22 protein-coding genes, 3 pseudogenes and 1 riboswitch are annotated in these 23,170 nt (G+C 61.8%); of the genes and pseudogenes, 18 read left to right on the top strand and 7 right to left on the bottom strand.

What is annotated here, in order from left to right:
* Positions 1-190 precede the first annotated feature (190 nt).
* The 6 genes from ATB98_RS01225 to ATB98_RS01250 all read left to right on the top strand — a co-directional run bounded on the left by ATB98_RS01225 (position 191) and on the right by ATB98_RS01250 (position 4,540).
* On the top strand, positions 191-571 hold the full coding sequence (locus ATB98_RS01225) for a hypothetical protein (protein WP_066868088.1): 381 nt from the start codon (positions 191-193) through the stop codon (positions 569-571).
* A 94-nt stretch (positions 572-665) separates the two neighbouring features.
* Positions 666-893 (top strand): hypothetical protein, encoded by a 228-nt coding sequence (locus ATB98_RS01230; protein WP_066868091.1) that lies wholly within the window; start codon positions 666-668, stop codon positions 891-893.
* Complete coding sequence (locus tag ATB98_RS01235) at positions 890-2,353, top strand: TolC family protein (RefSeq protein WP_066868094.1); 1,464 nt, start codon at positions 890-892, stop codon at positions 2,351-2,353. The genes ATB98_RS01230 and ATB98_RS01235 overlap by 4 nt, the downstream gene beginning before the upstream one ends.
* 14 nt (positions 2,354-2,367) lie before the next feature.
* Complete coding sequence (locus ATB98_RS01240; protein WP_066868097.1) at positions 2,368-3,717, top strand: multicopper oxidase family protein; 1,350 nt, start codon at positions 2,368-2,370, stop codon at positions 3,715-3,717.
* 39 nt (positions 3,718-3,756) lie between these two features.
* On the top strand, positions 3,757-4,236 hold the full coding sequence (locus tag ATB98_RS01245) for a cupredoxin domain-containing protein (RefSeq protein WP_066868100.1): 480 nt from the start codon (positions 3,757-3,759) through the stop codon (positions 4,234-4,236).
* A 19-nt stretch (positions 4,237-4,255) separates the two neighbouring features.
* Positions 4,256-4,540 carry a copper-binding protein gene (locus ATB98_RS01250; RefSeq protein ID WP_066868102.1) on the top strand — a complete coding sequence of 95 codons (285 nt, stop codon included), beginning with the start codon at positions 4,256-4,258 and terminating at the stop codon, positions 4,538-4,540.
* Between the two features lie 113 nt (positions 4,541-4,653).
* On the opposite strand, the gene ATB98_RS01255 is transcribed toward ATB98_RS01250, so the two are convergent.
* Positions 4,654-5,022, bottom strand: a complete 369-nt coding sequence (locus ATB98_RS01255; protein WP_066868106.1) for a hypothetical protein — start codon at positions 5,020-5,022, stop codon at positions 4,654-4,656.
* Positions 5,023-5,315: 293 nt separating this feature from the next.
* Here ATB98_RS01255 and ATB98_RS01260 point away from each other — a divergent pair, with 293 nt between their 5' ends.
* From ATB98_RS01260 to ATB98_RS01270, 3 genes are all read left to right on the top strand, one after another.
* Positions 5,316-5,588 carry a DUF305 domain-containing protein gene (locus ATB98_RS01260; RefSeq protein ID WP_327197624.1) on the top strand — a complete coding sequence of 91 codons (273 nt, stop codon included), beginning with the start codon at positions 5,316-5,318 and terminating at the stop codon, positions 5,586-5,588.
* A gap of 390 nt (positions 5,589-5,978) precedes the next feature.
* Entirely contained in the window at positions 5,979-6,179 is a 201-nt protein-coding gene (locus tag ATB98_RS01265; RefSeq protein WP_066868109.1) for a type II toxin-antitoxin system VapB family antitoxin, read from the top strand.
* Positions 6,176-6,559, top strand: a complete 384-nt coding sequence (locus tag ATB98_RS01270) for a type II toxin-antitoxin system VapC family toxin (protein WP_066868115.1) — start codon at positions 6,176-6,178, stop codon at positions 6,557-6,559. The genes ATB98_RS01265 and ATB98_RS01270 overlap by 4 nt, the downstream gene beginning before the upstream one ends.
* A gap of 201 nt (positions 6,560-6,760) precedes the next feature.
* Here ATB98_RS01270 and ribB read toward each other — a convergent pair whose 3' ends face one another.
* The 5 genes from ribB to ATB98_RS01295 all read right to left on the bottom strand — a co-directional run bounded on the left by ribB (position 6,761) and on the right by ATB98_RS01295 (position 12,075).
* On the bottom strand, positions 6,761-7,396 hold the full coding sequence (gene ribB, locus ATB98_RS01275; RefSeq protein WP_066868123.1) for a 3,4-dihydroxy-2-butanone-4-phosphate synthase: 636 nt from the start codon (positions 7,394-7,396) through the stop codon (positions 6,761-6,763).
* A gap of 111 nt (positions 7,397-7,507) precedes the next feature.
* Positions 7,508-7,654, bottom strand: a riboswitch (FMN riboswitch).
* Between the two features lie 60 nt (positions 7,655-7,714).
* The gene (locus ATB98_RS01280; protein WP_066868127.1) at positions 7,715-8,503 is read right to left on the bottom strand and encodes an SDR family oxidoreductase; all 789 of its coding nucleotides are present in this window, start codon (positions 8,501-8,503) and stop codon (positions 7,715-7,717) included.
* A 15-nt stretch (positions 8,504-8,518) separates the two neighbouring features.
* Complete coding sequence (locus ATB98_RS01285; RefSeq protein WP_084435189.1) at positions 8,519-10,006, bottom strand: sugar ABC transporter ATP-binding protein; 1,488 nt, start codon at positions 10,004-10,006, stop codon at positions 8,519-8,521.
* 27 nt (positions 10,007-10,033) lie between these two features.
* Positions 10,034-10,972, bottom strand: coding sequence for a substrate-binding domain-containing protein (locus ATB98_RS01290; protein WP_066868131.1), 939 nt, complete (start codon positions 10,970-10,972; stop codon positions 10,034-10,036).
* A 128-nt stretch (positions 10,973-11,100) separates the two neighbouring features.
* Complete coding sequence (locus ATB98_RS01295) at positions 11,101-12,075, bottom strand: ABC transporter permease (RefSeq protein WP_066868133.1); 975 nt, start codon at positions 12,073-12,075, stop codon at positions 11,101-11,103.
* 198 nt (positions 12,076-12,273) lie between these two features.
* Here ATB98_RS01295 and ATB98_RS01300 point away from each other — a divergent pair, with 198 nt between their 5' ends.
* The 6 genes and pseudogenes from ATB98_RS01300 to ATB98_RS29845 all read left to right on the top strand — a co-directional run.
* Positions 12,274-13,083 (top strand): transketolase, encoded by an 810-nt coding sequence (locus ATB98_RS01300; protein ID WP_066868136.1) that lies wholly within the window; start codon positions 12,274-12,276, stop codon positions 13,081-13,083.
* Positions 13,083-14,051 carry a transketolase family protein gene (locus tag ATB98_RS01305; RefSeq protein ID WP_066868138.1) on the top strand — a complete coding sequence of 323 codons (969 nt, stop codon included), beginning with the start codon at positions 13,083-13,085 and terminating at the stop codon, positions 14,049-14,051. The genes ATB98_RS01300 and ATB98_RS01305 overlap by 1 nt, the downstream gene beginning before the upstream one ends.
* 77 nt (positions 14,052-14,128) lie before the next feature.
* Positions 14,129-15,598 carry an FGGY family carbohydrate kinase gene (locus ATB98_RS01310; RefSeq protein ID WP_066868140.1) on the top strand — a complete coding sequence of 490 codons (1,470 nt, stop codon included), beginning with the start codon at positions 14,129-14,131 and terminating at the stop codon, positions 15,596-15,598.
* Between the two features lie 22 nt (positions 15,599-15,620).
* The gene (locus ATB98_RS01315; RefSeq protein ID WP_066868142.1) at positions 15,621-16,571 is read left to right on the top strand and encodes a sugar-binding transcriptional regulator; all 951 of its coding nucleotides are present in this window, start codon (positions 15,621-15,623) and stop codon (positions 16,569-16,571) included.
* 50 nt (positions 16,572-16,621) lie between these two features.
* Entirely contained in the window at positions 16,622-17,407 is a 786-nt protein-coding gene (locus ATB98_RS01320; RefSeq protein WP_066868143.1) for an SDR family oxidoreductase, read from the top strand.
* A gap of 265 nt (positions 17,408-17,672) precedes the next feature.
* Positions 17,673-17,768: pseudogene (locus tag ATB98_RS29845) on the top strand (HNH endonuclease); the annotation flags it as partial.
* An 11-nt stretch (positions 17,769-17,779) separates the two neighbouring features.
* Here ATB98_RS29845 and ATB98_RS01325 read toward each other — a convergent pair.
* Positions 17,780-18,549 (bottom strand): annotated as a pseudogene (locus ATB98_RS01325) (HNH endonuclease); the annotation flags it as partial.
* Positions 18,550-18,722: 173 nt separating this feature from the next.
* On the opposite strand from ATB98_RS01325, the pseudogene ATB98_RS29355 reads away from it, so the two are divergent.
* The 3 genes and pseudogenes from ATB98_RS29355 (at position 18,723) to ATB98_RS01345 (ending at position 22,968) form a co-directional block, all read left to right on the top strand.
* A pseudogene (locus ATB98_RS29355) lies at positions 18,723-21,078 on the top strand (hypothetical protein).
* A 135-nt stretch (positions 21,079-21,213) separates the two neighbouring features.
* Positions 21,214-21,975 carry a DUF2726 domain-containing protein gene (locus ATB98_RS29360; RefSeq protein WP_066868149.1) on the top strand — a complete coding sequence of 254 codons (762 nt, stop codon included), beginning with the start codon at positions 21,214-21,216 and terminating at the stop codon, positions 21,973-21,975.
* Positions 21,976-22,098: 123 nt separating this feature from the next.
* Positions 22,099-22,968, top strand: a complete 870-nt coding sequence (locus tag ATB98_RS01345; RefSeq protein WP_066868151.1) for a PGN_0703 family putative restriction endonuclease — start codon at positions 22,099-22,101, stop codon at positions 22,966-22,968.
* Positions 22,969-23,170 lie beyond the last annotated feature (202 nt).

A 23,170-nucleotide genomic window follows, 5' to 3' on the forward strand; every position in this document is an offset into this window, starting at 1 on the left:
AAAACTGCTAGAAACTACCTCGCCGTCGTCACTATCGCAGCCATCGTCTTGTGGATCAGATAATTGTCCACACGACCTAGAACTCGAATGTGGATGCGGGCCGGTTTGCCACCGCCACACTATCGACGCGAATCGTGTGTTGATACGAGCCGACAATTGACAACTTTGGGACCGATGGTAGTCCTCGGGCATGGGTATGTTCCGAATCACATTGCAAAAAATGTTGGTTCTGCTCCGCTTGGCGATTGTCATGTCGCTGACGGTTTACTCATTGCCGACGGCTTCTGCCGCAATGCATGGCGCTTGGTCCAATCCTGAAATCGCGCAGTCCGACAACCATCATCTTGAGATGGCGAGCGGCGGACATACACACGGCGACCAGAAATCCTCTCCAGACGATGCGCAGAAGCTCGCGAAAACCGAGTGCTGCAAGGGCTTCTGCGTCAGCATGGCGATTGTCGCTGAATCCCATCCGGTCGGTGGACTTCGCATCGCCTCCATCCGCGAGTTCGTCGACGACGCCCGGACCACGGGCGAGCTTCCGCCTCTGCACCGACCGCCGAACATCTGAATAGGTCCTCACCCGTTCTTCTCACGGGTCCAAGGAGTGTTCGTGAGCGATTTGCTCTCGAGCCCCCACTGCAATTTCCTATTCGGATAAAACCATGAAACCATTGTTCTTCGTGGCCGCCCTGCCGCTTTTCGCAAGCGGGTGCGCCGCCACATTGCCCCCCGATGTCATTGCTTCGGGCGACCTCGCCGCCTCCCAGGCTCAGGTCCGCCCCCTCAGATATACGAGCCCGGTCTCCGGCTACACCCACCGCGTTCCGGTCGATCCCCAGCCGTGGCGCAACCAGAATGACGCGCAGGCTCCGGAAGGAGACGCGTCATGATGAACAGCAATATCAGACTTGCAGCGACTCTCGCCCTGCCGCTGGTGCTCGGCGGCTGCGTGTCCGCCAGCGAATATGCAGCGAAGAACGCTGGCTTCTTCTCGGTCGAGACCAAGACCGCCGAAGCCGCGGGCAAGCAGACGGTCTGGATACAGAACCAGCAGCAGGCACGTGTCGTCTCAGACCGCGTGAAGACGCTGATGGCGAAGAAGACCATCGACGTCGAGACCGCCGTGCAGGTGGCGCTCCTGAACAACAAGGGTCTGCAGGCGGCCTACGCCGACCTCGGCGATTCCGCAGCCGACGCCTGGCAGTCCACCATGCTCGTCAATCCGACCGTCGCTGTCGGGCTTACGGGCATCGGCACGCCGGGGCTCGAAGCGTTCAAGACCGTCGAAGGCATGATCGCCAACAACATCCTGGCGCTCGCCACGCGCGAGCGGGATATCGCAATTGCTGACACCCGCTTCCGGCAGGCTCAGTTGAACGCGGCACTGCGGACCCTGCAGCTTGCCGCCGACACGCGTCGCGCCTGGATCAATGCCGTCGCCGCCTGGGAGACCGTAGGTCAGCTCAACCAGGCGCAGGCAGCAGCCGACGCGGCCTCGGAACTTGCACAGGAGCTCGGCAAGAGCGGCGCGCTTACGAAAGAAGGCCAAGCCCGCGAGCATGTGTTCTATGCCGAATTGGCGGGGCAGTCGGCAAAGGCGCGCCTGGAGGCGCGGCTCGCCAAGGAAGAGCTGACGCGGCTGATGGGGCTCTGGGGCTCTGGCATCGACTACCAGGTTCCGAACCGCTTGCCCTCCTTGCCGAAGGGTCTGATGAAGCGTCACCTGATCGAGGCGGAGGCGTTGCAGCGCCGCGTCGACCTGCAGGTGGCGAAGCTCGACCTGGAAGCGACCGCCAAGTCCTACAAGCTGACCGAAGCAAAACGCTACGTCACAGACCTGGAGCTTCTCGCCGGTTTCGAGACGGAACGGGAGAAGGAGGAAGGCGAGGTGGAGACCGAGACCACCGGACAGGCCGAGCTGGAGTTCGTCATCCCGATCTTCGACAGCGGCAAGGCGCGCATGCGCAAGGCCGAGCTCGCCTATATGCGGGCAGCGAACCTGCTTGCGGAAATGGCTGTCAACGTCCGCTCCGAAGCGCGTTCCGCCTATCAGGCCTACCGCGCCAACTACGACATCGCCCGGCACTACCGTAACAGCGTCGTGCCACTGCGGACCAAGATCGAGGAGGAGTCCCTCCTAACTTACAACGCGATGATCACGAACACCTTCGAACTGCTCGCCGACAGCCGCGAGAAGGTCAATGCGAACCTGCTTGCCGTCAACGCCAAGCGCGACTTCTGGCTGGCCGAGGCCAATCTCGCTCCCGCCGTCTACGGCGGCGGCGCGGGTGCGGTCGCCGGCGGAACTGAAGTTGCGTCTGCCGCCGAAAGTGGCGGTGGCGGCCACTGAGAAAGGAATAGACCATGTTCAACAGAAGACAGTTACTCGGCGCGAGTGCCGCGCTGGTGTCGAGCGCCGCCTGGGCGAAGACCTCCAACATGGGGCTGCCCGAAGCCGCCATCATGGAGACGGCGGAGACGCAGCCGCCGCTAAAGCCCATCTCGGGCACCGACTACAATCCGGTCGTAACGCTCAACGGCTGGACCTTGCCCTATCGGATGAACAACGGCGTCAAGGAGTTCCACCTCGTTGCTGAGCCGGTGGAGCGCGAAATGGCGGAGGGCATGACCGCCTACCTCTGGGGCTATAACGGACAGTCACCGGGTCCGACGATCGAGGCGGTCGAGGGCGATCGGGTGCGCATCTTCGTCACCAACAAGCTGCCGGAGCACACGACCATTCATTGGCACGGCATGATCCTGCCGTCCGGCATGGATGGCGTCGGCGGCCTGACGCAGCCGCACATCCCGGTCGGCAAGACCTTCGTCTACGAGTTCGACCTCGTGAAGTCGGGCACCTTCATGTACCACCCGCATTCCGACGAAATGGTGCAGATGGCGATGGGGATGATGGGCTTCTTCGTCGTCCATCCGAAGGACCCAAAGTTCATGCCGGTCGACCGGGACTTCGTCTTCCTGCTCAACGCCTACGACATCGACCCGGGCTCCTATGTGCCGCGGATCATGGAAATGACAGACTTCAACATGTGGTGCTGGAACAGCCGCATCTTCCCGGACATCAGCCCGCTTGTCGTCTCCAAGAACGACCGGGTGCGGGTTCGAGTCGGCAACCTCACCATGACCAACCACCCGATCCACATGCACGGCTACGATTTCGAGGTCACCTGCACTGACGGCGGCTGGGTCCGCCCGGAGGCCCGTTGGCCGGAGGTCAGCATCGATATTCCGGTCGGCGCGATGCGGGCCTACGAGTTCGACGCCAAGTATGTCGGCGACTGGGCCATTCATTGCCACAAGTCGCACCACACGATGAATGCCATGGGGCACGACATCCCGACCTTCATCGGCGTCGACAAATCGAAGGTTGCCGAGAAGATCAAAAAGCTTCGCCCGGAATACATGCCGATGGGCACAAAGGGCATGGCCGACATGGGCGAGATGGAGATGGAGATCCCCGAGAACACCATCCCGATGATGACCGGCTGGGGACCGCATGGCCCGATCGAGATGGGCGGCATGTTCTCGGTGGTCAAGGTGCGCGAAGGCATCTCGGCGGGCGATTACGCCGATCCCGGCTGGTACGAAAACCCACCCGGCACTGAGGCCTGGGAGTGGACGGGCGAGCTTCCCGACGCGCACAAAGCCAAGGACGCCAAAACCCAGATCATGCCGAAACATAAGAACAACGGCTGATCCCGCATGTCGATGTTCAACCAACCAAAGGAACACACAATGAAAGCTCAAATCTTCGGACTTCTCGTCGCCGCGCTCGCCACCCCGTCGCTTGCGGGTGGTAACCACGCAGGCGGCCACGGCGAAGCCCTGGCCGTTGGCGAGCCTGGCAAGCAAGCCAACGCCACCCAGACGATCCAGGTCACGATGAAGGAGACGGACGACGGCAAGATGATCTTCACGCCGTCGACGTTCAAGGTCCGCAAGGGCCAGACGGTCCGCTTCGCAATCAAGAACGCGGGCGAACTCGACCACGAGTTCGTGCTCGATCAGGAAGACAAGATCATGGAGCACAAGGCGGTGATGGAGAAGTTCCCGGAGATGGAACACGACGATCCGAACGCTATCCGCCTCGCCGCCGGAGAGTCCGGCGAGATCATCTGGAAGTTCACCAATGACGGCGCGTTCAAGATCGCCTGCCTGGTACCTGGCCACTACGACGCGGGCATGCACGGCGACGTCACCGTTGCCAACAAGTAATCACGGGAAAGGAGACAACATGAAAACGCTCGTCAAGCTCACCCTCGCCTCGGCGCTTGCTCTGGGTACCACCTATGGCGCTCTCGCCGCCGAGTTCACCAAGGGCACTGTCAAGAAGGTCGACGCCAAGGCGAAGAAGGTCACGCTGATTCACGAGGAACTGAAGAACCTCGAAATGCCGGCTATGACGATGGTGTTCCGCGTCCAGGACGACGCGATCCTGGAGAAGCTGAAGCAAGGCGCGAACGTCGAGTTCGTCGCCGAGCGGATCAACGGCAAGCTGACAGTCATTGAGGTCAAATAATTTCCGACACAGGACGCGGACGTAGCCGCCCGCGTCCTGTTTCTTTCATTCGTCGGGCGACAGCTCCCAATCGATGTCTTGGATTTCGCTCGCGGCGTGCTGCAGCGGGAGCATTACGATACGGGCGGCGTGCAGACGATTCTCCAGAGATCGTCTTTCCAGTCGCTCCCCCCAACTTCCGCTGTAGGTATCGGGTAATCGACGCCACTTACCGAAACCGCCGGCGGCGGGCCGCATCGGACAGATGCCTCGTGTTTGCCGGGATCGTTGTAACCGGCCCCTATGTCGTCACTCGTTTGTGACAGAGAGATGAGAACGTCATAGTCATAGTCGGTGCTCGCCGCCGCCTGGCTCTCTACAAGACTGAGATTGACGATGGTGTGATCCTGAAAGCGTGCCGTATGGAAGATCACCGGTTCGGTTGCGGTCGCTGACGAGAGGAGCAATGTCTCGACAGCGAGGACTGAAATAACAATACGCATTCACCCCTCCGTGGTTCATGCGACGCCAAACCATACCATGACGGCGTCCCATTGCCTCCGTGAATTTCGCACTTAAGAAGACAGAAGCTTAGATACCGGGTGCCCGAACGCCAGGGTGACATGCGCGCTGGCCACTCGCGCCGAGTAGCCGTGCCCCGGCAGCCAACCAGCGCTCGCCGGATGCTCTTTATAGAGCCTGGCCGCTCCCGATTTGGACGGCGCTGAAAACGCCTGCTGGCGGGGCGCTGCTGAGTGTGAACCGCAGTCAAGCGCTAATCGGCGATGTCGACTTCATGAAAGCGATGATTCCGCATCACTCCATAGCCATCAACAACGCGCGCCAGGCTGACATTCGTGACCCGCGTGTGCGCTATTTGGCAGATAGGATTACTCGTGATCAGGTGAAGGAAATTGCCGAAATGAAAATGCTGATCGAGGACATCGAGCAGTTCGGCAGGCGCGCCAACGAACCGCTGGCCGCCGGTCCTGCGATTTTGAAGAGCGAGGGTGCGAGCGAGGCTCGGGATTTGTTGAGCGGCAAATTGCTGACGGAAAAGCCGCTGTAGTCGAGAGGGCCAGTGTTGCTTCCCCTCGAGCTCTTGTGAGCCGTAAGTGTCGAGATGTCGGCTTCTCGCATGGATTGCCGCCACCCAAGGGGTTGCTGTCCAAGCTCCGCTTTCCACCCCCATCGCGGACGATCGGCTGCGGGCAGATGCGACCACCGCCCTGGAAGTCGATGTGCATCCTTCGCCTTGAGCGCAATAGAACCCTCGGCCCTAACCAGTCTTAGGTTGCGCGGCCGATTTGGTTGCATGTCGGTGGCCAAGCCGCGATCGCTTGGGGTGCCCGCCCGCGGTATGTCTGCTTTCCGGATTATAATACCACGACGGTCAATCCCAGGCGTAGATTTCTTCACAAATGGTGCTATCTACAACACCAAAGTGGGAAACCAAACGATGCGATCGACTATCAACCTCGACGACACTCTCATGGAAAGGGCTAAGTCCCTAACCGGCACGAAGGAAACCGCCGCTCTGGTCCGCCAGGCATTAGAGACGCTTGTTCGTGTGGAGTCAGGAAAACGCCTCATCGCGCTCGGAGGAACGATGCCGGATGCGGAGGCCGCTCCACGCCGCCGGAGCCCAGCTGCCAAGTGATCCTTGCCGACACTTCAATCTGGATTGATCATTTCCGGCATACCGATGCCGAGCTGCGTAAGATTATTGAGGAAGATCGTCTCCTCTGCCATCCGGCCGTGATCGGAGAGCTCGCACTTGGCAGCCTTAGGGATCGTACCAGCGTGATAGCATTCCTGACGGCTCAGCGCGAAGCGCTCGTCGCAACGCACGATGAAGTCATGATGATGATAGATCGCCACGCTATTTTTAGCATGGGCATTGGCTACACCGATGCCCATTTGCTGGCTTCGGTTCTCCTCGATCAGCGAGTGGTTTTGTGGACCAGAGACAAGCGTTTGCGGGCAGCGGCAGAAAAGGTTGGGGCGTCGCTGCACACCCCTGCTCCTGCGCGGAACTAAGCACTGAATGGCCGTGGCCGTTGCTCCGGCAGCTTGAACGGTGGAGCCAACAGGGCGCAAAGTTCCGGTCGATACATTGTGCGACGTTGGAAGCACAGAGTAAGAGCATAGGCGCCTCGGCGCTAGGTCGTGGACAACTGATGTCGCTCAGGCGGAAGGTAGGTTGCGCCAGTCAACACCCCGCGCAACCTTTTAGACGGACTACGCGGCCCGAGCTTCGCCGGCCGTCAGCTCTGTCTCGACAAAGGCGATTAAGTCTTTGATTGTGATGAGCGGGAGGCCATGCATTTCAGCGAAAGCCAGGAGTTCGGGAAGCCGAGCCATCGTCCCATCGTCGTTGGCAACTTCGCAGATGACGCCCGATGGGGACTTGCCCGCGAGGCGTGCAAGGTCCACCGCGGCCTCCGTGTGACCTGGGCGGCCCCGCACGCCCTTGGGATGCGCCCGTAACGGGAAGATATGCCCCGGCCGGGCGAAGTCCGCCGGACGCGCCTCGGGATCCATCAGCGCGTTGACCGTGGCAGCCCGGTCGGCTGCGGAAATCCCAGTCGTGGTTCGGGGCAGGTAATCAACGGAGACCGTGAATGCCGTCTTATGAAGCTCGGTGTTCTGCGGAACCATGAGTGGGATATCGAGCGCATCGAGACGCTCCCCTTCCATCGCAACGCAGATCAGCCCGCGGGCGTGTTTCATCATGAAAGCGATCGTTTCGGGCGTTACCGCGTCCGAGGCGACGATGATGTCGCCTTCATTCTCCCGGCCCTCGTCGTCAATAACCACCACCATGCCGCCGCGTGCCAGCGCCGCGATCGCGTCTTCAATTTTCGAGACTGCCATTCCATTGCCTTTCAAGGGTAGCCAGCATTGGCGTTAAACCGCGGCGTTTCGACCGCTATTCATCCCTTGGGCGAACAAGTCCGCGCCGCTCGAAAAGAGCGGTATTGCAGACATTGTCCTCTTCCATCCGGACTATAACCGTCGGCCCCGGCCTCTCACCGGGTCTGCTGACCTTCCACATCGGTGGAAGCGCTCGCGGGCTCCCGGATCGCTCCGGATACCGCCGGTGGGGATTTTCACCCCGCCCTGAGAACAAACGTAAATAAGGAGTTCCTGCGGCAAAAAGCAAGAGGCCAGTTCGCGGCTGGCCTCGCGATTTTACCAGCAGCAGAAGCCGCCATCGACCAGGAGGTCGACGCCGGTAACGAAAGTTGCCGCATCCGAAAGAAGGAATACGGCGGGCCCGACCATCTCGTCCACCGTCGCCATGCGCTGCATCGGGGTCTGCTCTTCGAACAGCTTGGTCTGGTGCACCATTTCCGGGCGGGTGTTCATCGGCGTCGCGGTGTAGCCGGGGCTGATTGTGTTGACGCGGATGCCGCGGCCCACCCATTCCATCGCCATCGACTTCGTCATATGGATGACGCCGGCCTTCGAGGCGTTGTAGTGGCATTGGCTGAGGCCGCGGTTGACGATGACGCCGGACATCGAGGCGATGTTGACGATCGATCCGCGGCCGTTCTTCAGCATTGCCCGGGCTTCCGCCTGGCAGGACAGGAAAACGCCTTTCAGGTTGATGTCCATCATCGTCTGGAATTGGCTTTCCTCCATCTCCTCGGCCGGATTGGCATTGGCGATGCCGGCCGCATTGACGGCAAGGGCAAGCGGGCCGAGTTCGGCTTCCGTGCGGGCGACCGCCTCGTTGAGCGCTGCGCCATTGGTCACGTCGGCGGCGATCTGGATGCTACCGCGCCCCGTGCCGGCGATGAATTCCGCCGTCTTCGCCAGTCCATCATCGGTGCGGCGATCGAGCAGCGCAACGTCCGCGCCGCACTGCGCCAACCCCATGGCGATACGTTGCCCTATGCCGCTGCCCGCCCCCGTCACGAAGGCGACGTTCCCGGAGAGATCGAACAATTTCGGCGCATTGAGGGTGATTTCAGGCATCAAATTCTTCCTTGTTCAAATCGTCGCCAGTTCCATGACCGAGACATCGTTTGCGTCCTCCCGATCAAGAATGCCGGCCTGTCTGCCCTGGGCCATGACCATGATCCGGTTGGAGACGCCGAGTACCTCTTCGAGATCGGAACTGACCACGATCACCGCCACACCGTTACGAGCGAGATCCATTATAAGGTCGTAAATCGACGAGCGGGCGCCGACGTCGATGCCGCGCGTCGGTTCGTCGAGGACGACAAGCTGAGGCTTGCGCGCCAGCCACTTGGCGAGCACCAACTTCTGCTGGTTGCCGCCGGAAAGCTCGCCGGCGTTCTGGTGGCCGCGGCCCTTCACGCCGAACTTTCTGATGCACTCGTCGGCGAACTGTTGCAGACGGCGAGACGACACCCAGCCGTTACGGGCGATTTCGGCGAGATTGGCATAGCCGATGTTCTCCGCGATCGAATGATCAAGCACGACGCCCTGGAGCTTGCGGTCCTCCGGCACAAGAACCATCCCGTTGCGAATCGCGTCGATTGGCGAGCGGGGCGTGACCGCCTTGCCATTGAGAAGAACCTCGCCAGCCGAAATCGGATCGGCTCCGGTAACGGCGCGTACCAGCTCCGTGCGGCCGGCTCCCATGAGGCCGGCGATGCCGAAGACTTCGCCCCTGCGAACCGAAAAGCTGATATTGCGGAATGCATTCGTCGGCGAGGTGAGATCGCGCACTTCAAGCGTCACCTCTTCCCGAGGCGTCGGCAAGGTCGGGAACATGCGCTCGAGGGAGCGCCCAACCATGGCCTCGACGATGGTGCGGATCGGCACGTCGCCGCTGTCGAATTCCTTGACCTTGGCGCCGTCGCGCATGACGACGACGCGGTCGGCGATCTGGCGAATTTCTTCGAGACGGTGCGAGATATAGATGATGCCCACCCCATCCGCCTTTAGCCGTTCGATCTGCTGGAACAGGCGCTGGGTTTCCTCGCCGCCGAGCGCGGCAGTCGGCTCGTCCAGAATCAGCAGGCGGGCGTTGAGCGTCAGCGCCTTGGCGATTTCGATGAGCTGCTGCTTGCCGGTCGAGAGTCCCTCGACGAGGCGGTCCGGCGAGATGTCGAGGCCCAGCCGCTTGAGGCCGCTGCGCGCCCGCTCCTCCATCGCCCTGCGGTCGACCCGGCCCGCCCTCATAGGATAGCGGCCGACGAAAACATTCTCGGCGATCGAGAGCTTGGGGAGCAGTTTCAGCTCCTGATGGATCATGCCGACCCCCTCGTCCATCGCGGCACGGGGATTGGCGGGCGCATAGGCTGCTCCGAGCCAGGTCATTTCACCGGCGGATGGCTGCACGGTGCCGGAAATGATGTTCGACAGGGTCGATTTTCCGGCACCGTTTTCGCCAAGCAGCGCCACGACCTCACCCGGATAGATGTCAAGGTCGACACCGTGCAGCACCCTTATCGGACCGTAGGACTTCTGGATCTCACGGAGCGAAAGAATGGGAGACTGGATGGTCATGGCGCTGCTTTCGGGCATCGAGACGGATTACGGATGGCTCTTGACGAACTCCGGCGCATTTTCGCAGGTCGTCAGCACGGCATTCGGCGTCTGACGCTCTTCGACCTTCTGGCCGGCGGCAACGGCAAGCGCCGATTCGACCGCAAGGACACCCATCTTCTGGGTGCTCTGCGTCGCCGTGGCGATGAACGGCCCCTTGCACTTGGCAAGATATTCGAGCGCCGAAACGTCGCCGTCATAGCCGCCGATGATCACCTTGTCGGAGAGATTGGCAACGTCCACGGCCTTCGCCGCACCCATCGCCAGGCCGTCCGCCTGGCCGAAGATGATCTTGAGGTCCGGGTTTGCCTGCAGCATGTTCTGGGCGATCGAGAAGCCCTCGTCCGCCGACCACATGTTGCTCCACTGCTGGGCGACGAGTTCCACGCCCGGGGCCTCGTCGATGGCGCGCTTGCAGCCGGTGAAGCGATCGACTTCCGGCGTCGTGCCCTTCTGGCCGTGGATGATCGCCATCTTGCCCGAGCCGCCGGCCTTTTCGATGATGTGCTTGCAGACGGCATAGGCGGATTCGACGCTTTCGCCGGCAATGAAAGTATCGCCCGGCGCGCCTTCCGGAACACGGTCGACATTGATCACCGGAATGCCGGCTTCACGGGCAAGGCGCGTCGGCACGGCGGCCGCGGCGGCACCCGCCGGTATGTAGATGAACGCGTTGATGTCCTGCGTCATCAGGTCCTGCACCTGGTTGACCTGGGTGGCCGTGTCGTTCTTCGCGTCGACGACGACGACTTCGATGCCCTTTTCCTTCGCGTATTTCTCGACGCCGAGCTTGATCTGGTTGAAGAAGTCCGCCTGAAGGTTCGGAACGGCGAGGCCGATCTTCTTGACCTCAGCGGCCGATGCACCGAGGGGGGACATCAGGACCGCAGCGGTGGTTGCCGCCAGCAGCAGGTTGGTCAATTTCATAGTTTCTCCTCCGACTTGTTTGGCGGATTTCCTGGCTTGCAGGCTCCACCCTCCCTTTTGCCGGCCCGCACCATTGCGGACCGTTTTCGCTGCCTCGCCGTCGCCTTCGGCAACGGGGCGAACAGACGCTATTTCCGTTTGCGATACGTCTCGGCGGTGACGGCCAGCACAATGACGCCGCCGATGATCACCTGCTGCATGAACGGGGATACGCTCAAGAGGTTGAGGCCGTTTCGCAGGATGCCGATGATCAGCACGCCGATGATCGTGCCGCCGATGCCGCCCGTCCCGCCGGAGAGCGACGTGCCGCCGATGACGACCGCCGCGATGGCGTCGAGTTCGTAAGAGACGCCGGATGAGGGCTGAACCGAGTCCAGGCGCGCCGCCAGAACCATGCCTGACAGCCCCGCCAGGAAGCTGCACACGACGTAGACTAGCACGGTTGCCCGCTGAACGTTGATCCCGGCAAGCCGCGCCACTTCGGCATTGCCGCCGATAGCGTAGAGGACGCGCCCGCCGTGGCGATAGCGTTGGTAGAGCAGCCCGGCGATGAAGACCCCGAGCATGACCGCGACGGTCAGCGTCAGGAAGCCGCCGAAGCGGACGATGGCCATGGTATTGAACCAGGCGGGAAAGCCGATGATCTGCTGGCCGTCGGTGATCATGTTGGCGAGGCCACGGGCGATCGACATCATGGCAAGCGTCGCGATGAAGGCCGGGACGTTGAAGCGGGTGATGAGAAGCCCGGCGATCAGGCCGTTCAGCGAAGCGACGAGCAAAGCGAGCGGAATGGCGATCCACATCGGCACGCCGGCAACGACGTTCAGATAGCCAAGCACCATCATCGCAAGTGCCATGACCGAACCGACGGCAAGGTCGATGCCGCCGATCAGGATGACCATCGTCATGCCGACGGCCATGATGCCCAGCACCGTGATCTGATCGAGCACGTTCAGGAAGTTCCTGATCGAAAGGAACTTGTCGCTCGCGAAGGTGAGGAACAGGCACAGGACGATGAGGCCGATCAGCGGACCGGTGGCCCCTCGCATCGAAGCACGCATCCCGCCCGCGAATCCTTGCCGCTCCGTCGCTGTCGCAAGCATGTCGCCCTCCTCTCGCTCCCTCGGCCACCCATTCGCGGCGGGGCATAAATATTCACAACTGTGTGTAAATTCGTACATGATCGATCCGCGCTGTGTCAACATCGAACTGCGGGTGCTTTTCGCACTCCGTTGGCTTGACACGCCGCCGTGTCGTGCAATTATATAAATAATTGTATATTTATTCACCACGAGGAATTCATGCAGCCGAACGATCTCGACCGCATCGCTCGACAGATCCGACTTCGCGATCTACAGGCGGTTTTCGAAGCCGGCGCCGGGCACATCGGCGGGGAAATGTCCGCCATCGACATTCTGACGGCGCTCTATTTCCGCGTGCTGCGCATCTGGCCCGATCAGCCGAAGCATCCGGACCGCGACCGTTTTGTGCTCTCGAAAGGCCATGTGGCGCTGGCGCTCTATGTGACGCTCGCCAAGCGCGGCTTCCTGCCCGAGGAGGAGATCGGCACCTTCCTGAAGCCGCATTCGCGGCTGAACGGGCATCCGAACTGCACCAAGGTTCCAGGCGTCGAGACCAACACCGGGCCGCTCGGCCACGGCCTGCCGGTCGCCGTCGGCATGGCGAAGGCCGCCAAGCTGACCGGCGCCGGGTACCGCACCTATGTGCTTACCGGTGACGGCGAGATGCAGGAGGGATCGAACTGGGAGGCGATCGCCGCCGCGGCGCAGTTCGGTCTCGACAATCTGACGCTGATCATCGACCACAACCGCTTCCAGCAGGGCGCCGCGCTGAAGGACACCAACGATCTCGCCCCCTTCCGCGCCAAGCTCGAAGCCTTCGGCTGGGATGCGACCGAGATCAACGGCAACGACATGGACCAGATCGTTCCGGCACTGGAGCGCCGCGGCGCCCGCCCGCACGCAATCGTCGCCCATACCAACAAGGGCCACGGCATTTCCTTCATGCAGGACAAGGTCGACTGGCACCACAAGGTGCCGAATGCCGAACAATATCAGATTGCGCTCACCGAGCTTTCGGAGGCCCTGTGATGAAAGACGTGATTGCGTCCCCCAAGCTGCACGACTGCCGCGACGCCTTCGTTGCCGTGCTGGAACGTCTCGGCGCCGACAATCCCAAGGTCGTGGCGGTCTGCAACGACTCGGTCGGTTCGTCCAAGCTCGGCGGGTTCAAGTCCAGGTGGCCGGAACGGCTCGTCAATGTCGGCATCGCCGAACAGAACATGGTGGGGGTCGGCGCCGGCCTGGCCAATGGCGGGCTCCTGCCCTTCGTCTGCGGCGCCTCCTGCTTCCTGACCGGCCGGTCGCTGGAGCAGATCAAGGCCGATATCGCCTACTCCAACGCCAATGTGAAACTCGTCGGCATTTCCTCCGGCATGGCCTATGGCGAGCTCGGGCCGACGCACCATTCCATCGAGGACTTCGCCTGGACCCGCGTGCTGCCGAACCTGCCGGTGATCGCGCCCTGCGACTCGATCGAAACGGCCGCGGCCGTCGAATGGGCGGCGCGCTACGAGGGACCGGTGTTTCTCCGCCTGTCGCGCGTCGGGGTTCCGGACCTCTTGCCGGCCGGGCACAGGTTTGAACTCGGAAAGGCGAACCTGCTTCGTGACGGCGACGCCATCACCCTCATCGCCAACGGCACGCTGACCCACCGCATGCTGAAGGCGGCCGACCTCCTCTCCGAGCAAGGAATCGAGGCGCGCGTGCTGAACATGGCGACGGTCCGCCCGATCGACGTCGAGGCCGTGGTGGCCGCCGCCCTTAAGACCGGCGCCATCCTGACGGCGGAAGAACATTCGACCTTCGGCGGTCTCGGTTCGGCCATCGCCGAATTCGTGGTGGCCGAAGCCCCCGTGCCAATGAAGATCCTCGGTGTTCCGGGCATCTTCGCCCCGACCGGCTCCGCCGAGTTCCTGCTCGACGAATTCGGCATGTCGCCCGCTGCCATCGCCGAGGCGGCCGTTGCTTTGATTGCACGGAAGTCTTCGCGCGCCTGATATTGCGCGTTTAGAATCCGTGCCGGGCGCGGCAAACCCTCCCTGTCGCCGCGCCCCCAATTCCTTCCGGAGCCGCCATGACGACCGCCATCCTCGCCATCGACCAGGGCACAACGAACTCCAAAGCCGTGCTCGTGTCCACGACCGGGGAAATCCTGTCGCGCGGTTCGTCTCCAGTCGGCATCGAGCACCCGCAGCCCGGCTGGGTGGAACAGAGCCCCTCACGCATCTGGGAATCGGTTAGGGAAGCGATCGCCGCCTGCCTGCAGGCCGGCCCTTCCGTCGACGTGCTGGGAATCGCGATTTCCAATCAGCGCGAGTCCGTCACCATCTGGGATGCCGCAACGGGCGAGCCGCTCGGGCCGGTGGTGAGCTGGCAATGCCGCCGCAGCGCACCGGCGTGCGCCGAACTGGTCGCAGCCGGCCAGGCGCCACGCGTCCAGGCGCTCACCGGCCTGCCCATCGACCCGATGTTCCCCGGTCCGAAGATGAGGTGGCTGCTGGACCGCGTGCCTGCGGGACACGAAGTGCGGCTCGGTACGATTGACGCCTGGCTGATCCATTGCTTCACGGATGGCGCGGTCCATGCCTGCGACGCTTCGAATGCCGCCCGCAGCCAGCTTTTCGACCTCAACCAGCAGGCCTGGAGTGACGAGCTCTGCGCGCTGTTCGGCGTGCCGAAGGCCGTCTTGCCCGAGGTGCGCGACAGCGCTTCGCGCTTCGGCGTGACCAGGAACATGCGGGGTCTCAGAGACGGCATTCCGATCTCTGCGGCGATCGGCGACAGCCATGCCGCACTGTTCGGACACGGCGCCTTCAATCCGGGCGACGGCAAGGTGACCTTCGGAACCGGCTCGTCGATCATGACAACGCTGCCCCGCTTCATCGCACCGCAGCAGGGCATCACGACGACGATCGCCTGGTCGATCGACGGCCAGCCTACCTATGCCTTCGAGGGCAATATCCTCGTCTCGGCCGCGGCGCTGCCCTGGATGGTCGAAATGCTCGGCCTTCCCGACGTGCAGGCATTGGTCGATCTTGCCGCAACCGCCGAGCCCGGTGGGCCCGGCTTCGTGCCGGCTTTCGTGGGTCTCGGCGCGCCCTATTGGCAGTACGATGCGCGGGCGCTGTTTTGCGGCATCACCTTCAACACCACGCGCGCCCAGATGGCCCGCGCGGTGACCGATTCAATGGCCTTCCAAGTCCACGACGTCTTCAAGGTCATGTCGGCGCAATCGCCGACGCCGCTCGGCCGCCTCTATGCGGATGGCGGGCCGAGCAAGAACACGTTCCTGATGCAATGCGTGGCCGACACCCTGAACCATGCTGTCACGCAGTGCGACGCGCCGGAGGCCTCCGCCCTTGGCGCGGCCTATCTAGCGGGGCTTTCGCTGGGCATCTGGGCTGATCTTGCCGCCATCTCAGCCCTGCCGCGTGCCTGCAATCCGATCGCGCCGCGGGTTTCCGACGCGATAGATCGCCTCCAGGTTTGGCAGGATGCAATCTACCGCTCGACCGTTCCGGGCCCTTCCACTATGAGTGAATAAAAATTCACACCTGGAGGATTCCATGGGACGGCTCAACGAGCTGCGACTGATCGCCCGAGTCGCTCAGATGTACCATGTCGAAGGCAAGCGGCAGGCAGAGATCGCCGAAGTCATGCGCATGTCGCAGGCAACCGTGTCGCGCATGCTGAAGCGGGCCGAGCAGGAAGACATCGTCAGGACTACGGTCATTCCGCCGCCGGGCACCTTCGCCGACCTGGAAACCGCGCTGCGCGACCGCTACGGCCTCACAGAGGCGATCGTCATCGACTGTTCCGAGGACCGCGACGGCGCAATCATGGCGCGGATCGGCGAGGCGGCCGCCCATTTCTTCGAAGTTACCCTGCAGCAGGACGAGATCATTGGCGTCTCGAGCTGGAGCCAAACGATCCTGCGCATGGTGGACAACATCCACCCGCTCAAGAACGCCAAGGCCAAATACATCGTCCAGATCCTCGGCGGCATGGGGGATGCATCGGTGCAGACCCACGCCACGCAGTTGACGGCGCGTCTCGCACGGCTCACCGGCGGCGAGCCGCGGCTGCTTCTCGTGCAGGGCATCACCTCCTCGCGCGAGGCAAAGCTGGTCATGCTGGCCGACCCGGTCGTGCGCGAGACGATGGACCTCTTCGGCCGCCTCAGCCTGGCGATCGTCGGCATCGGTGCGGTGGAGCCGTCCGAACTCCTCGCCCGCTCCGGCAATACCTTCTCCCGCCAGGAAATGGCGATGCTCCACGAGGCCGGCGCCGTCGGCGAGATCTCCTACCGGTTCTACGACAGGGACGGAAAGCCAGTCGAAACACCGCTCAACGACCGGGTCATCGGCATTTCGCTGGAAGACCTCAGGAAAACCGGCCGCGTCATGGCGCTCGCAGGCGGCGAATCGAAAACCCAAGCCATCGCGGGTGCCCTGAAACTGGGCGTCATCGATGTGCTTGTCACCGACAAGTTCACTGCGGCTCGGCTCACGGCCTGATCTTACCCGAGATCAGCGTTCAGCCTGCTGCGCATTATGGAGAAGAGACCATGAGACGTTTTGCAGGCCAGACGGTTTTCGTCACCGGAGGCAACAAGGGGATCGGCCGCGGCATCGCTAAGCGCTTTGCCGATGAGGGGGCCAGGGTCGCCATCGCCGCAATCGAGAAGGACACGCCGGCAGCCGCCGCGGCGCTTGCCGAGGAGACCGGCGCAGCCGTGATCGGCGTCGTGCTGGACGTGACCGATGCTAGGGCCGTGCAGGACGCCTATGGGGCGGCCGAGTCGAAACTCGGCGCCATCTCCGTTTCCGTGCAGAATGCCGGGGTCATTACCATTGCCAAGGTCGAGGACTTGACCGAACGCGAATGGGACCTGAACCTCGACGTAAACACCAAGGGTGTGTTCCTCTGCTGCCAGGAGGCGATCCGCCGCTTCCGCGCCAGCGGGACGAAAGGCCGCCTGATCAACACCGCCTCCGGCCAGGCCCGGCAAGGCTTCATCTACACGCCGCACTACGCCGCCTCGAAATTCGGGGTCGTCGGCCTGACGCAGAGCCTTGCCAAGGAACTCGCTCGCGAGGGCATTACCGTGAATGCAATCTGCCCCGGCATCATCCACACCGAGATGTGGGATTATAATGACCGAGTGTGGGGACAAATGCTTGGGGAATATGGTCCGGGCGAACTTATGGCGGAATGGGTGCGTGGCATCCCAATGGGTCGCGCCGGCACCCCTGCCGAAGTCGGCGCCTTGGTTGCGTTTCTCGCATCAGAGGACGCAAGTTACATCACCGGCCAGACAGTGAACGTCGACGGCGGTTTGATCATGTCGTAACATATCTTGTAATGCTTGCTCCCCAACGAGTTCACGGAATTTGAATAGAATAGACAAGAGCGCGCGCAGAAAGTTGATGCGCAGGCAGTGAATTTGAATCTCTCTTCGGCCGTTGCTTGCCTTGAAAAGGCTGTCCTCGCGGACAATGATTTCGAATAGCGCCAGCGCAAAAGAGCGGTCAAATCCCTCGCCTTGAAGGGAATCGAACCGCTGACCCTATGCTGCCGTTCTGGAATTACCGCCGCGCTCACTGCTTAAAGCAGTTAGCATCCAGTCGCTCATCAACAAAACGGGACGCGCGATCGTTCCGCAGCGACTTTTCGAAAGACCTCATCCACACTTCCTTCGATGGCACCGCGATATGCCGCGAAACAAGGTGTCCAGCTCGTCGGAAAGGCTGATTAGGCCCCGATCGAACATCCAATGGGCGGTCCCGGAAAGCGCGATGCCATTGCTCAGGATATCAGGACCGTTGGCTTCCACCGGGCGGATATGCGCAGCATCGACTTCGGCACGACCGCCGCCATTAATCAGCTTCAGTCCGGTGATCGCACATCGCTTGTCATAGGCTTTGAGGACAAGGCGGCGGAATAGACGATTGCGAATAATTCGAAACGTGAACTGAGTGGCACGATCACGCTCCTGCCCAAAAACGAAGGGTGACTGCAGTTGCTCGCCAAATCCGGGCGTCGGATCGACGATACTTGGCTCGCCGACCCGTGGCAATTCCGGCTCCCGTTCATCGAATCCCAGCGAGAGAATGCGGTTGAAATCACCCGGTGAGATCGGCCTCACAGCGGACTGCCCCGTCCGGAGATGCGGCCGTCGTCATTCAGCAGGCCGCGTTCGATCACTCTTTCGGCATTGCTGAAGGAAACTGGGTTGATGAAATCGAGATAGGTCCCGGGCTCAATCAATGCGAGATACATGCCGGGCGCTTTGCGATCCGGAATGACCTCACCCAACTTGGCAATGGCGAAATAGCCGCGCGTCGCCGCAACCTTCCGCGGCTCATAGTAGATGATCCAATCGCCAAGGCAGGCTTCGACACGGCCCAAATACTGGCTCGGAAACTGGTACCGTTCCGCAGGGCTGTCGTCGTAGATCGAATCTGAGCGGTGAATGAAAATCCCGAATCCCATGATGCCGATATAGCATGTTCCCGGGCCTACTCGACAGAGTTGTAGGCCAGGCGCTCATTGGGCGGCGCGACGGTGCATCGTCTGACCGCGATTCAGCATTCGTTAACTACATCGTCTTAGCAGGCCACGCCCGGCACCCAAACCGGCCAAGGATAACGTGAACTGCTATCACCATGAGAAACCAGTCTGCTTCGTCCCTACATTTCCAACGCAAGATCTCCGAGTTCTGCAACGTCCGCATCGCCCCGGTGGCCACAAAGCGGGCGCTAGAGAACATCAGGCCTTACCTCATCAGCCTGATCATTCATCGAGAGACGCCGCCCATGCGAAACGGGCGCATTGATTGGCAGGCGGTCGCCGACGCCTGTGGCATCGAAGATGAGATGACGGCGGAGCTGAAGAAGACCGTTCGTTCTGGCCTTGAAGCCATCCTACGGTGGTTGGGTAGGGAGCGACCGGAGGAGGATGACCATCCGACAGTTGAGCGACCCAAGAGAAAGACGAAGACTGCGGCCGGCTCGATAAAAGCAATGGCCACAAGGCCGAGTTCCTCGGCAGCCACGGCCACAATCAAACGAACCCAGACAAGAACGAAACCAGGCGTTCCGCCAAAGCCCATTGAGGAATTTCCGAAGCCGCTTTTCGGCTTGGGCCGATGAGCCGGAAGGATTTCAACAGGCGCTGCTCTATCACATGCGCCGGCACGGCGACAGTTATTGGCATCTGCATCGCGCCGTCGTCCGCGAAGAGGATGCCTTCGATCACAAGACGCTGCTGAGCTGGACGAAAGGCACCAAGGTGCCGCGGTCGATCGAAAGCTTCGAGATCCTCTCCCGTATCGAGCGGCGGTACCGGCTGCCCGACGGCTATTTCAAAGCCAAGCTGCCGCACCAGGCGCGATCGGCGTCGGGCCACGAGGTCGGAAGCGATATCAGTCCTTCGGAACGGCGCCGGCTCGCTTGGCATTTGCCGGACAACTTCAACAGCCTGCCCTTTGCCAAGCGCGAGGAAATCCTGGAATGGGTTCGCCGGGTGATCATTTCCGGTTCGACCGACTACCGCCGCTTCCAGGCAATGGCGACCAGACAGCGCTACGCCATCCGCTTTCCGGCGATTTCCTATGGCGGTACTCCTTCATCACGAGCGTCGGCGGATACCTTGGATTGGGAGGACGACGATCGCACGGCGATCGAGGATCCCGACCTTCTTTCAGGCGTGGTCGACGCCCCTCCCCGCCTCGCCATGGAAATGGCCAATCTCATCCGCTTCAAGACGGCGACGCTGACGGCACTGGGGTTCCAGCGAAACGGCGTCTGGGGAGAGGAAACGGCGTCGCAGAAGATCGAACATCTCGGGCTGATGTTCGGCGCCTTGGCTGCATCGCCGAAGGGACCGGTCAAAGGCTTTGGCGTTCCGCTTAGCCAGCTGACCTTCGGTCTCCTAGTTTTTCCCGGTGTTTGGGACTGGTATCTGCAGTGGCGCGAGCGTCGACGCGGCTTCTACACCACCTGGGAAGAGGACATGCTGAGCGTTCTTCTCAACCTGGTGCGCGCCGAAACGGGCTGGCTTTGGCAACACCCGGAGCTCGCCCGAAACGTTACGCCGATACCTGGGCTGATCTCCGCGGCGGAAATCGCGGCGGCCGAACGGGATTGGCACGCTGCCTGCGAAACCTGCTTCAAACACGCTTCGCATCGCTCGAAGGAAATTCAGCGGGTGATGCGGGTTCACCGGGATCCGTTCGAGCCGATCATGTGCGTGCTCGAGGCCGACAGCCCGCTCGCCGAATATCGCAAGATCACCGACGAGATCCTCAAGCGCATGCCGAATGAGCACCGCTATCCACGGGCCGCCGCCGAGGCGGTCCGTTCGTTCCTGATGTTGCGGCTCGGCCTGCATCTTGGTCTTCGTCAGAAGAACCTGCGGCAATTGCTTGTCTGCCCGCGCGGGCATTTCCCGACATCGGAGCGCCGGCTCGAGGATATGAAGCGTGGCGAAATCCGCTGGAGCGATCGCGACCGCGGCTGGGAAGTACTGGTGCCGGCGAACGCCTTCAAGAACGCCAACTCCTCCTTCTTCGGCTCAAAACCCTTCCGCCTGGTCCTGCCGGACCTCTTGGACCTTTACAAATACCTAAACGCCTACATCGAGCGGCATCGCGGGGTGCTGTTGGCCGGCGCCGACGACCCCGGCACTCTATTTGTGAAGACGGTGAAGGCTAACAGCCGGGACGCCGCCTATAACCAAACGACCTTCTATGAGGCCTGGCGCCTGACAATCCAGCGCTATGGCATCTACAATCCGTACACCGGTCGCGGCGCGGTCAAGGGCCTGCTACCGCATGGGCCGCATAATGTCCGTGACGTGCTCGCCACCCATATCCTTAAGCAGACGGGCTCCTACGAGCAAGCGAGCTATGCCATCCAGGACACTGCCGAAATGGTCGCCAGTCACTATGGCCGCTTCCTACCCCAGGACAAGGCGGCGCTGGCCGCCAAAATTCTGAACCAGGTGTGGGAGGCGGCATAGTCCCCGGTGTGGTTCATTCTCTGCCGGTTGGCGTGAGACTGCGCGGCGATGAAGCCGCGGCACTAATTCTTTTGTGTAGCTTTTCCTCGCCAGGCTCGCGCGGTTACCATCTCAGCGCGAAATGCGGAGAGGAGCATGCACTATCGCTCGCAAAGGAGGTCGGTTCTGTTCGCGGCACCTGGACTTGTCATCGGTGCGCTCGCGGTAGGCGCTGCGGGCGGCTTCAGCGTAAGCCCGGCCGAGATCATTGCGCTCATCGAAAAGCCTCACCTGCTCGTCGCCGTTCTGTTCATCGGCGCCTTCGCTGGCATCACGGTTGAGCAAGCATTGAGCCGGGTGCGGAGGCAGGCATGGCGGGCAAAAAACCGCTCACGCTGGCAGGAAGGTCCCCCGACGAACATTGCTTCAGGGCCGTGGGTTCCCACGAGTATTCCCAATTCGCCGAAACGGCCCGACGCTGCCGAACAGCTGCGGATTGTCATGGGCTCGAGCTTCACGATCCAGCCGCTGCTCAACAAAAGCGAGGCGCGCGTATTTAGGGAGCTCGATCGCCTGGTGATTAGCTGCAATCCGACTTGGCAGGTGATGGCACAAGTCTCGTTGGGCGAAATCCTCCGCAGCAAAGATGCGAACGCGTTCAGTTGCATCAACGCGAAGCGGGTCGATCTCCTGCTGGTCGACGGCAACTGCCAGCCTCGGCACGCCATCGAGTATCAGGGCGGAGCGCACCATCAGGGCGCCGCGGCCGCCCGCGATGCCGTCAAGAAAGAGGCGCTGCGGCGGGCGGGAATCGGCTATTTCGAGGTCGTGGCCGGGCAGACCACTCCGTCGGACCTAAAGCGATTGGTCGACAAGTTAGTGGACAAGCCGGAACTCCCGAAATGCAGCTCGCGCTGACAATCGGGTTCCGCTCCCCCCGGCTCTCCGCTGACGTGCTCCAAAGCGCCACCACGCGTCGGCTCGCCTCCATGGGGATGACGTCCACGGATAGCCTGACCGCATCTGGATGGCTGGCTGTCCATGACAGATGATTTGACGGCAGTCCGGGAGAACCTGTTTCCAGCCAGTCACGCCGCCATCGGCGATTGGGCTGCATTTCCCTGGCATCGTGACCGCGCCAACAGAATTCAGGCGCACAAGGTCCATTCATCGCAGGCCATCGCCATTGATGTGTTCGGCACACTCAAGATGAGCATCGATCGGGATCGCGTCCTCGACGCCATTGCTCGGCTTGTGGGTGCGGCACCCGGCGGTCCCTGGTCGATAACGCTCGAGTGGACAGATAAGGATCGGCTCTTGGGGGAACCCCGGCCCACGCAGGTCGACGCCCTTGCCGTTGGCTCGAAGGCCGCGCTGGTAATCGAATGCAAGTTTACCGAGCCGGGTGGGAAATGCAGCCAAACCACCATGTCGCGATCCGGACAACCGCAGTGCAATGGCAGCTATGTCGACCAGGTCAATCCGAAAAGCGGCGTGCGTTCCCGCTGTGCCCTTGCGGGCAAGCGGATCCGCTACTGGGATTACATCCCCAAAGTTTTCAAGCTGGACCCGGTGGAAGACTATGCGCCCTGCCCTTTCGCCGGCGACGCTTATCAATGGATGCGGAATGCCGTACTGGCGGCTGCGATAGGCGAGCACCGTGGACTTCGGGCCGCCGCCGTCGCCGCCTTTGCCGACCACCCAAGTTTTCCGACGGCACGGAAGGCGAAGCTGGGTCTGATCGGCCCGAGGTACAACAGTAGCAAAACCGCTGTCACGCCGGTCTCCTATCAGACGATTATCAAAATTGCGCGCCACGTCGGGCTGGATCAGCAGCTTTGGGCCGACCTCTCTGCATGGGTCGACCAAAAGATCGCGAGGGCGTCGTCGCGAGAACTTGATGGCAGGTAACGGCCTCAAGAGCGCTCGCCTGGGGGTAGCTACTCCGAAGACTCGTCCGAAAAGCCTCATTCGACGCGTCCACCAAGCGCAGTTCCCGACGATACATTATGTTTCGAGCACAGGGCGAGAACGTCGCCCGTGAACTATCCGCACGTCTTTGATAGTGCGATATAATTTCGGTTTTCTGCGGCACGGTGTTGCAAGAAAAGCG

Origin of the sequence: Sinorhizobium saheli (genome assembly GCF_001651875.1) — a bacterium.
GTDB classification, from domain to species: Bacteria; Pseudomonadota; Alphaproteobacteria; order Rhizobiales; family Rhizobiaceae; genus Sinorhizobium; species Sinorhizobium saheli.

Coding starts and splice junctions, on each gene's coding strand:
- ATB98_RS01250 (WP_066868102.1), top strand. CDS start 4,256: ATGAAAACGCTCGTCAAGCTCACCCTCGCCTCGGCGCTTGCTCTGGGT.
- ATB98_RS01310 (WP_066868140.1), top strand. CDS start 14,129: ATGACGACCGCCATCCTCGCCATCGACCAGGGCACAACGAACTCCAAA.
- ATB98_RS01305 (WP_066868138.1), top strand. CDS start 13,083: ATGAAAGACGTGATTGCGTCCCCCAAGCTGCACGACTGCCGCGACGCC.
- ATB98_RS01315 (WP_066868142.1), top strand. CDS start 15,621: ATGGGACGGCTCAACGAGCTGCGACTGATCGCCCGAGTCGCTCAGATG.
- ATB98_RS01290 (WP_066868131.1), bottom strand. CDS start 10,972: ATGAAATTGACCAACCTGCTGCTGGCGGCAACCACCGCTGCGGTCCTG.
- ATB98_RS01295 (WP_066868133.1), bottom strand. CDS start 12,075: ATGCTTGCGACAGCGACGGAGCGGCAAGGATTCGCGGGCGGGATGCGT.
- ATB98_RS01300 (WP_066868136.1), top strand. CDS start 12,274: ATGCAGCCGAACGATCTCGACCGCATCGCTCGACAGATCCGACTTCGC.
- ATB98_RS01255 (WP_066868106.1), bottom strand. CDS start 5,022: ATGCGTATTGTTATTTCAGTCCTCGCTGTCGAGACATTGCTCCTCTCG.
- ATB98_RS01280 (WP_066868127.1), bottom strand. CDS start 8,503: ATGCCTGAAATCACCCTCAATGCGCCGAAATTGTTCGATCTCTCCGGG.
- ATB98_RS01265 (WP_066868109.1), top strand. CDS start 5,979: ATGCGATCGACTATCAACCTCGACGACACTCTCATGGAAAGGGCTAAG.
- ATB98_RS01345 (WP_066868151.1), top strand. CDS start 22,099: ATGACAGATGATTTGACGGCAGTCCGGGAGAACCTGTTTCCAGCCAGT.
- ATB98_RS01245 (WP_066868100.1), top strand. CDS start 3,757: ATGAAAGCTCAAATCTTCGGACTTCTCGTCGCCGCGCTCGCCACCCCG.
- ATB98_RS01285 (WP_084435189.1), bottom strand. CDS start 10,006: ATGACCATCCAGTCTCCCATTCTTTCGCTCCGTGAGATCCAGAAGTCC.
- ATB98_RS01225 (WP_066868088.1), top strand. CDS start 191: ATGGGTATGTTCCGAATCACATTGCAAAAAATGTTGGTTCTGCTCCGC.
- ribB (WP_066868123.1), bottom strand. CDS start 7,396: ATGGCAGTCTCGAAAATTGAAGACGCGATCGCGGCGCTGGCACGCGGC.
- ATB98_RS01240 (WP_066868097.1), top strand. CDS start 2,368: ATGTTCAACAGAAGACAGTTACTCGGCGCGAGTGCCGCGCTGGTGTCG.
- ATB98_RS01320 (WP_066868143.1), top strand. CDS start 16,622: ATGAGACGTTTTGCAGGCCAGACGGTTTTCGTCACCGGAGGCAACAAG.
- ATB98_RS29360 (WP_066868149.1), top strand. CDS start 21,214: ATGCACTATCGCTCGCAAAGGAGGTCGGTTCTGTTCGCGGCACCTGGA.
- ATB98_RS01260 (WP_327197624.1), top strand. CDS start 5,316: ATGAAAGCGATGATTCCGCATCACTCCATAGCCATCAACAACGCGCGC.
- ATB98_RS01235 (WP_066868094.1), top strand. CDS start 890: ATGATGAACAGCAATATCAGACTTGCAGCGACTCTCGCCCTGCCGCTG.
- ATB98_RS01230 (WP_066868091.1), top strand. CDS start 666: ATGAAACCATTGTTCTTCGTGGCCGCCCTGCCGCTTTTCGCAAGCGGG.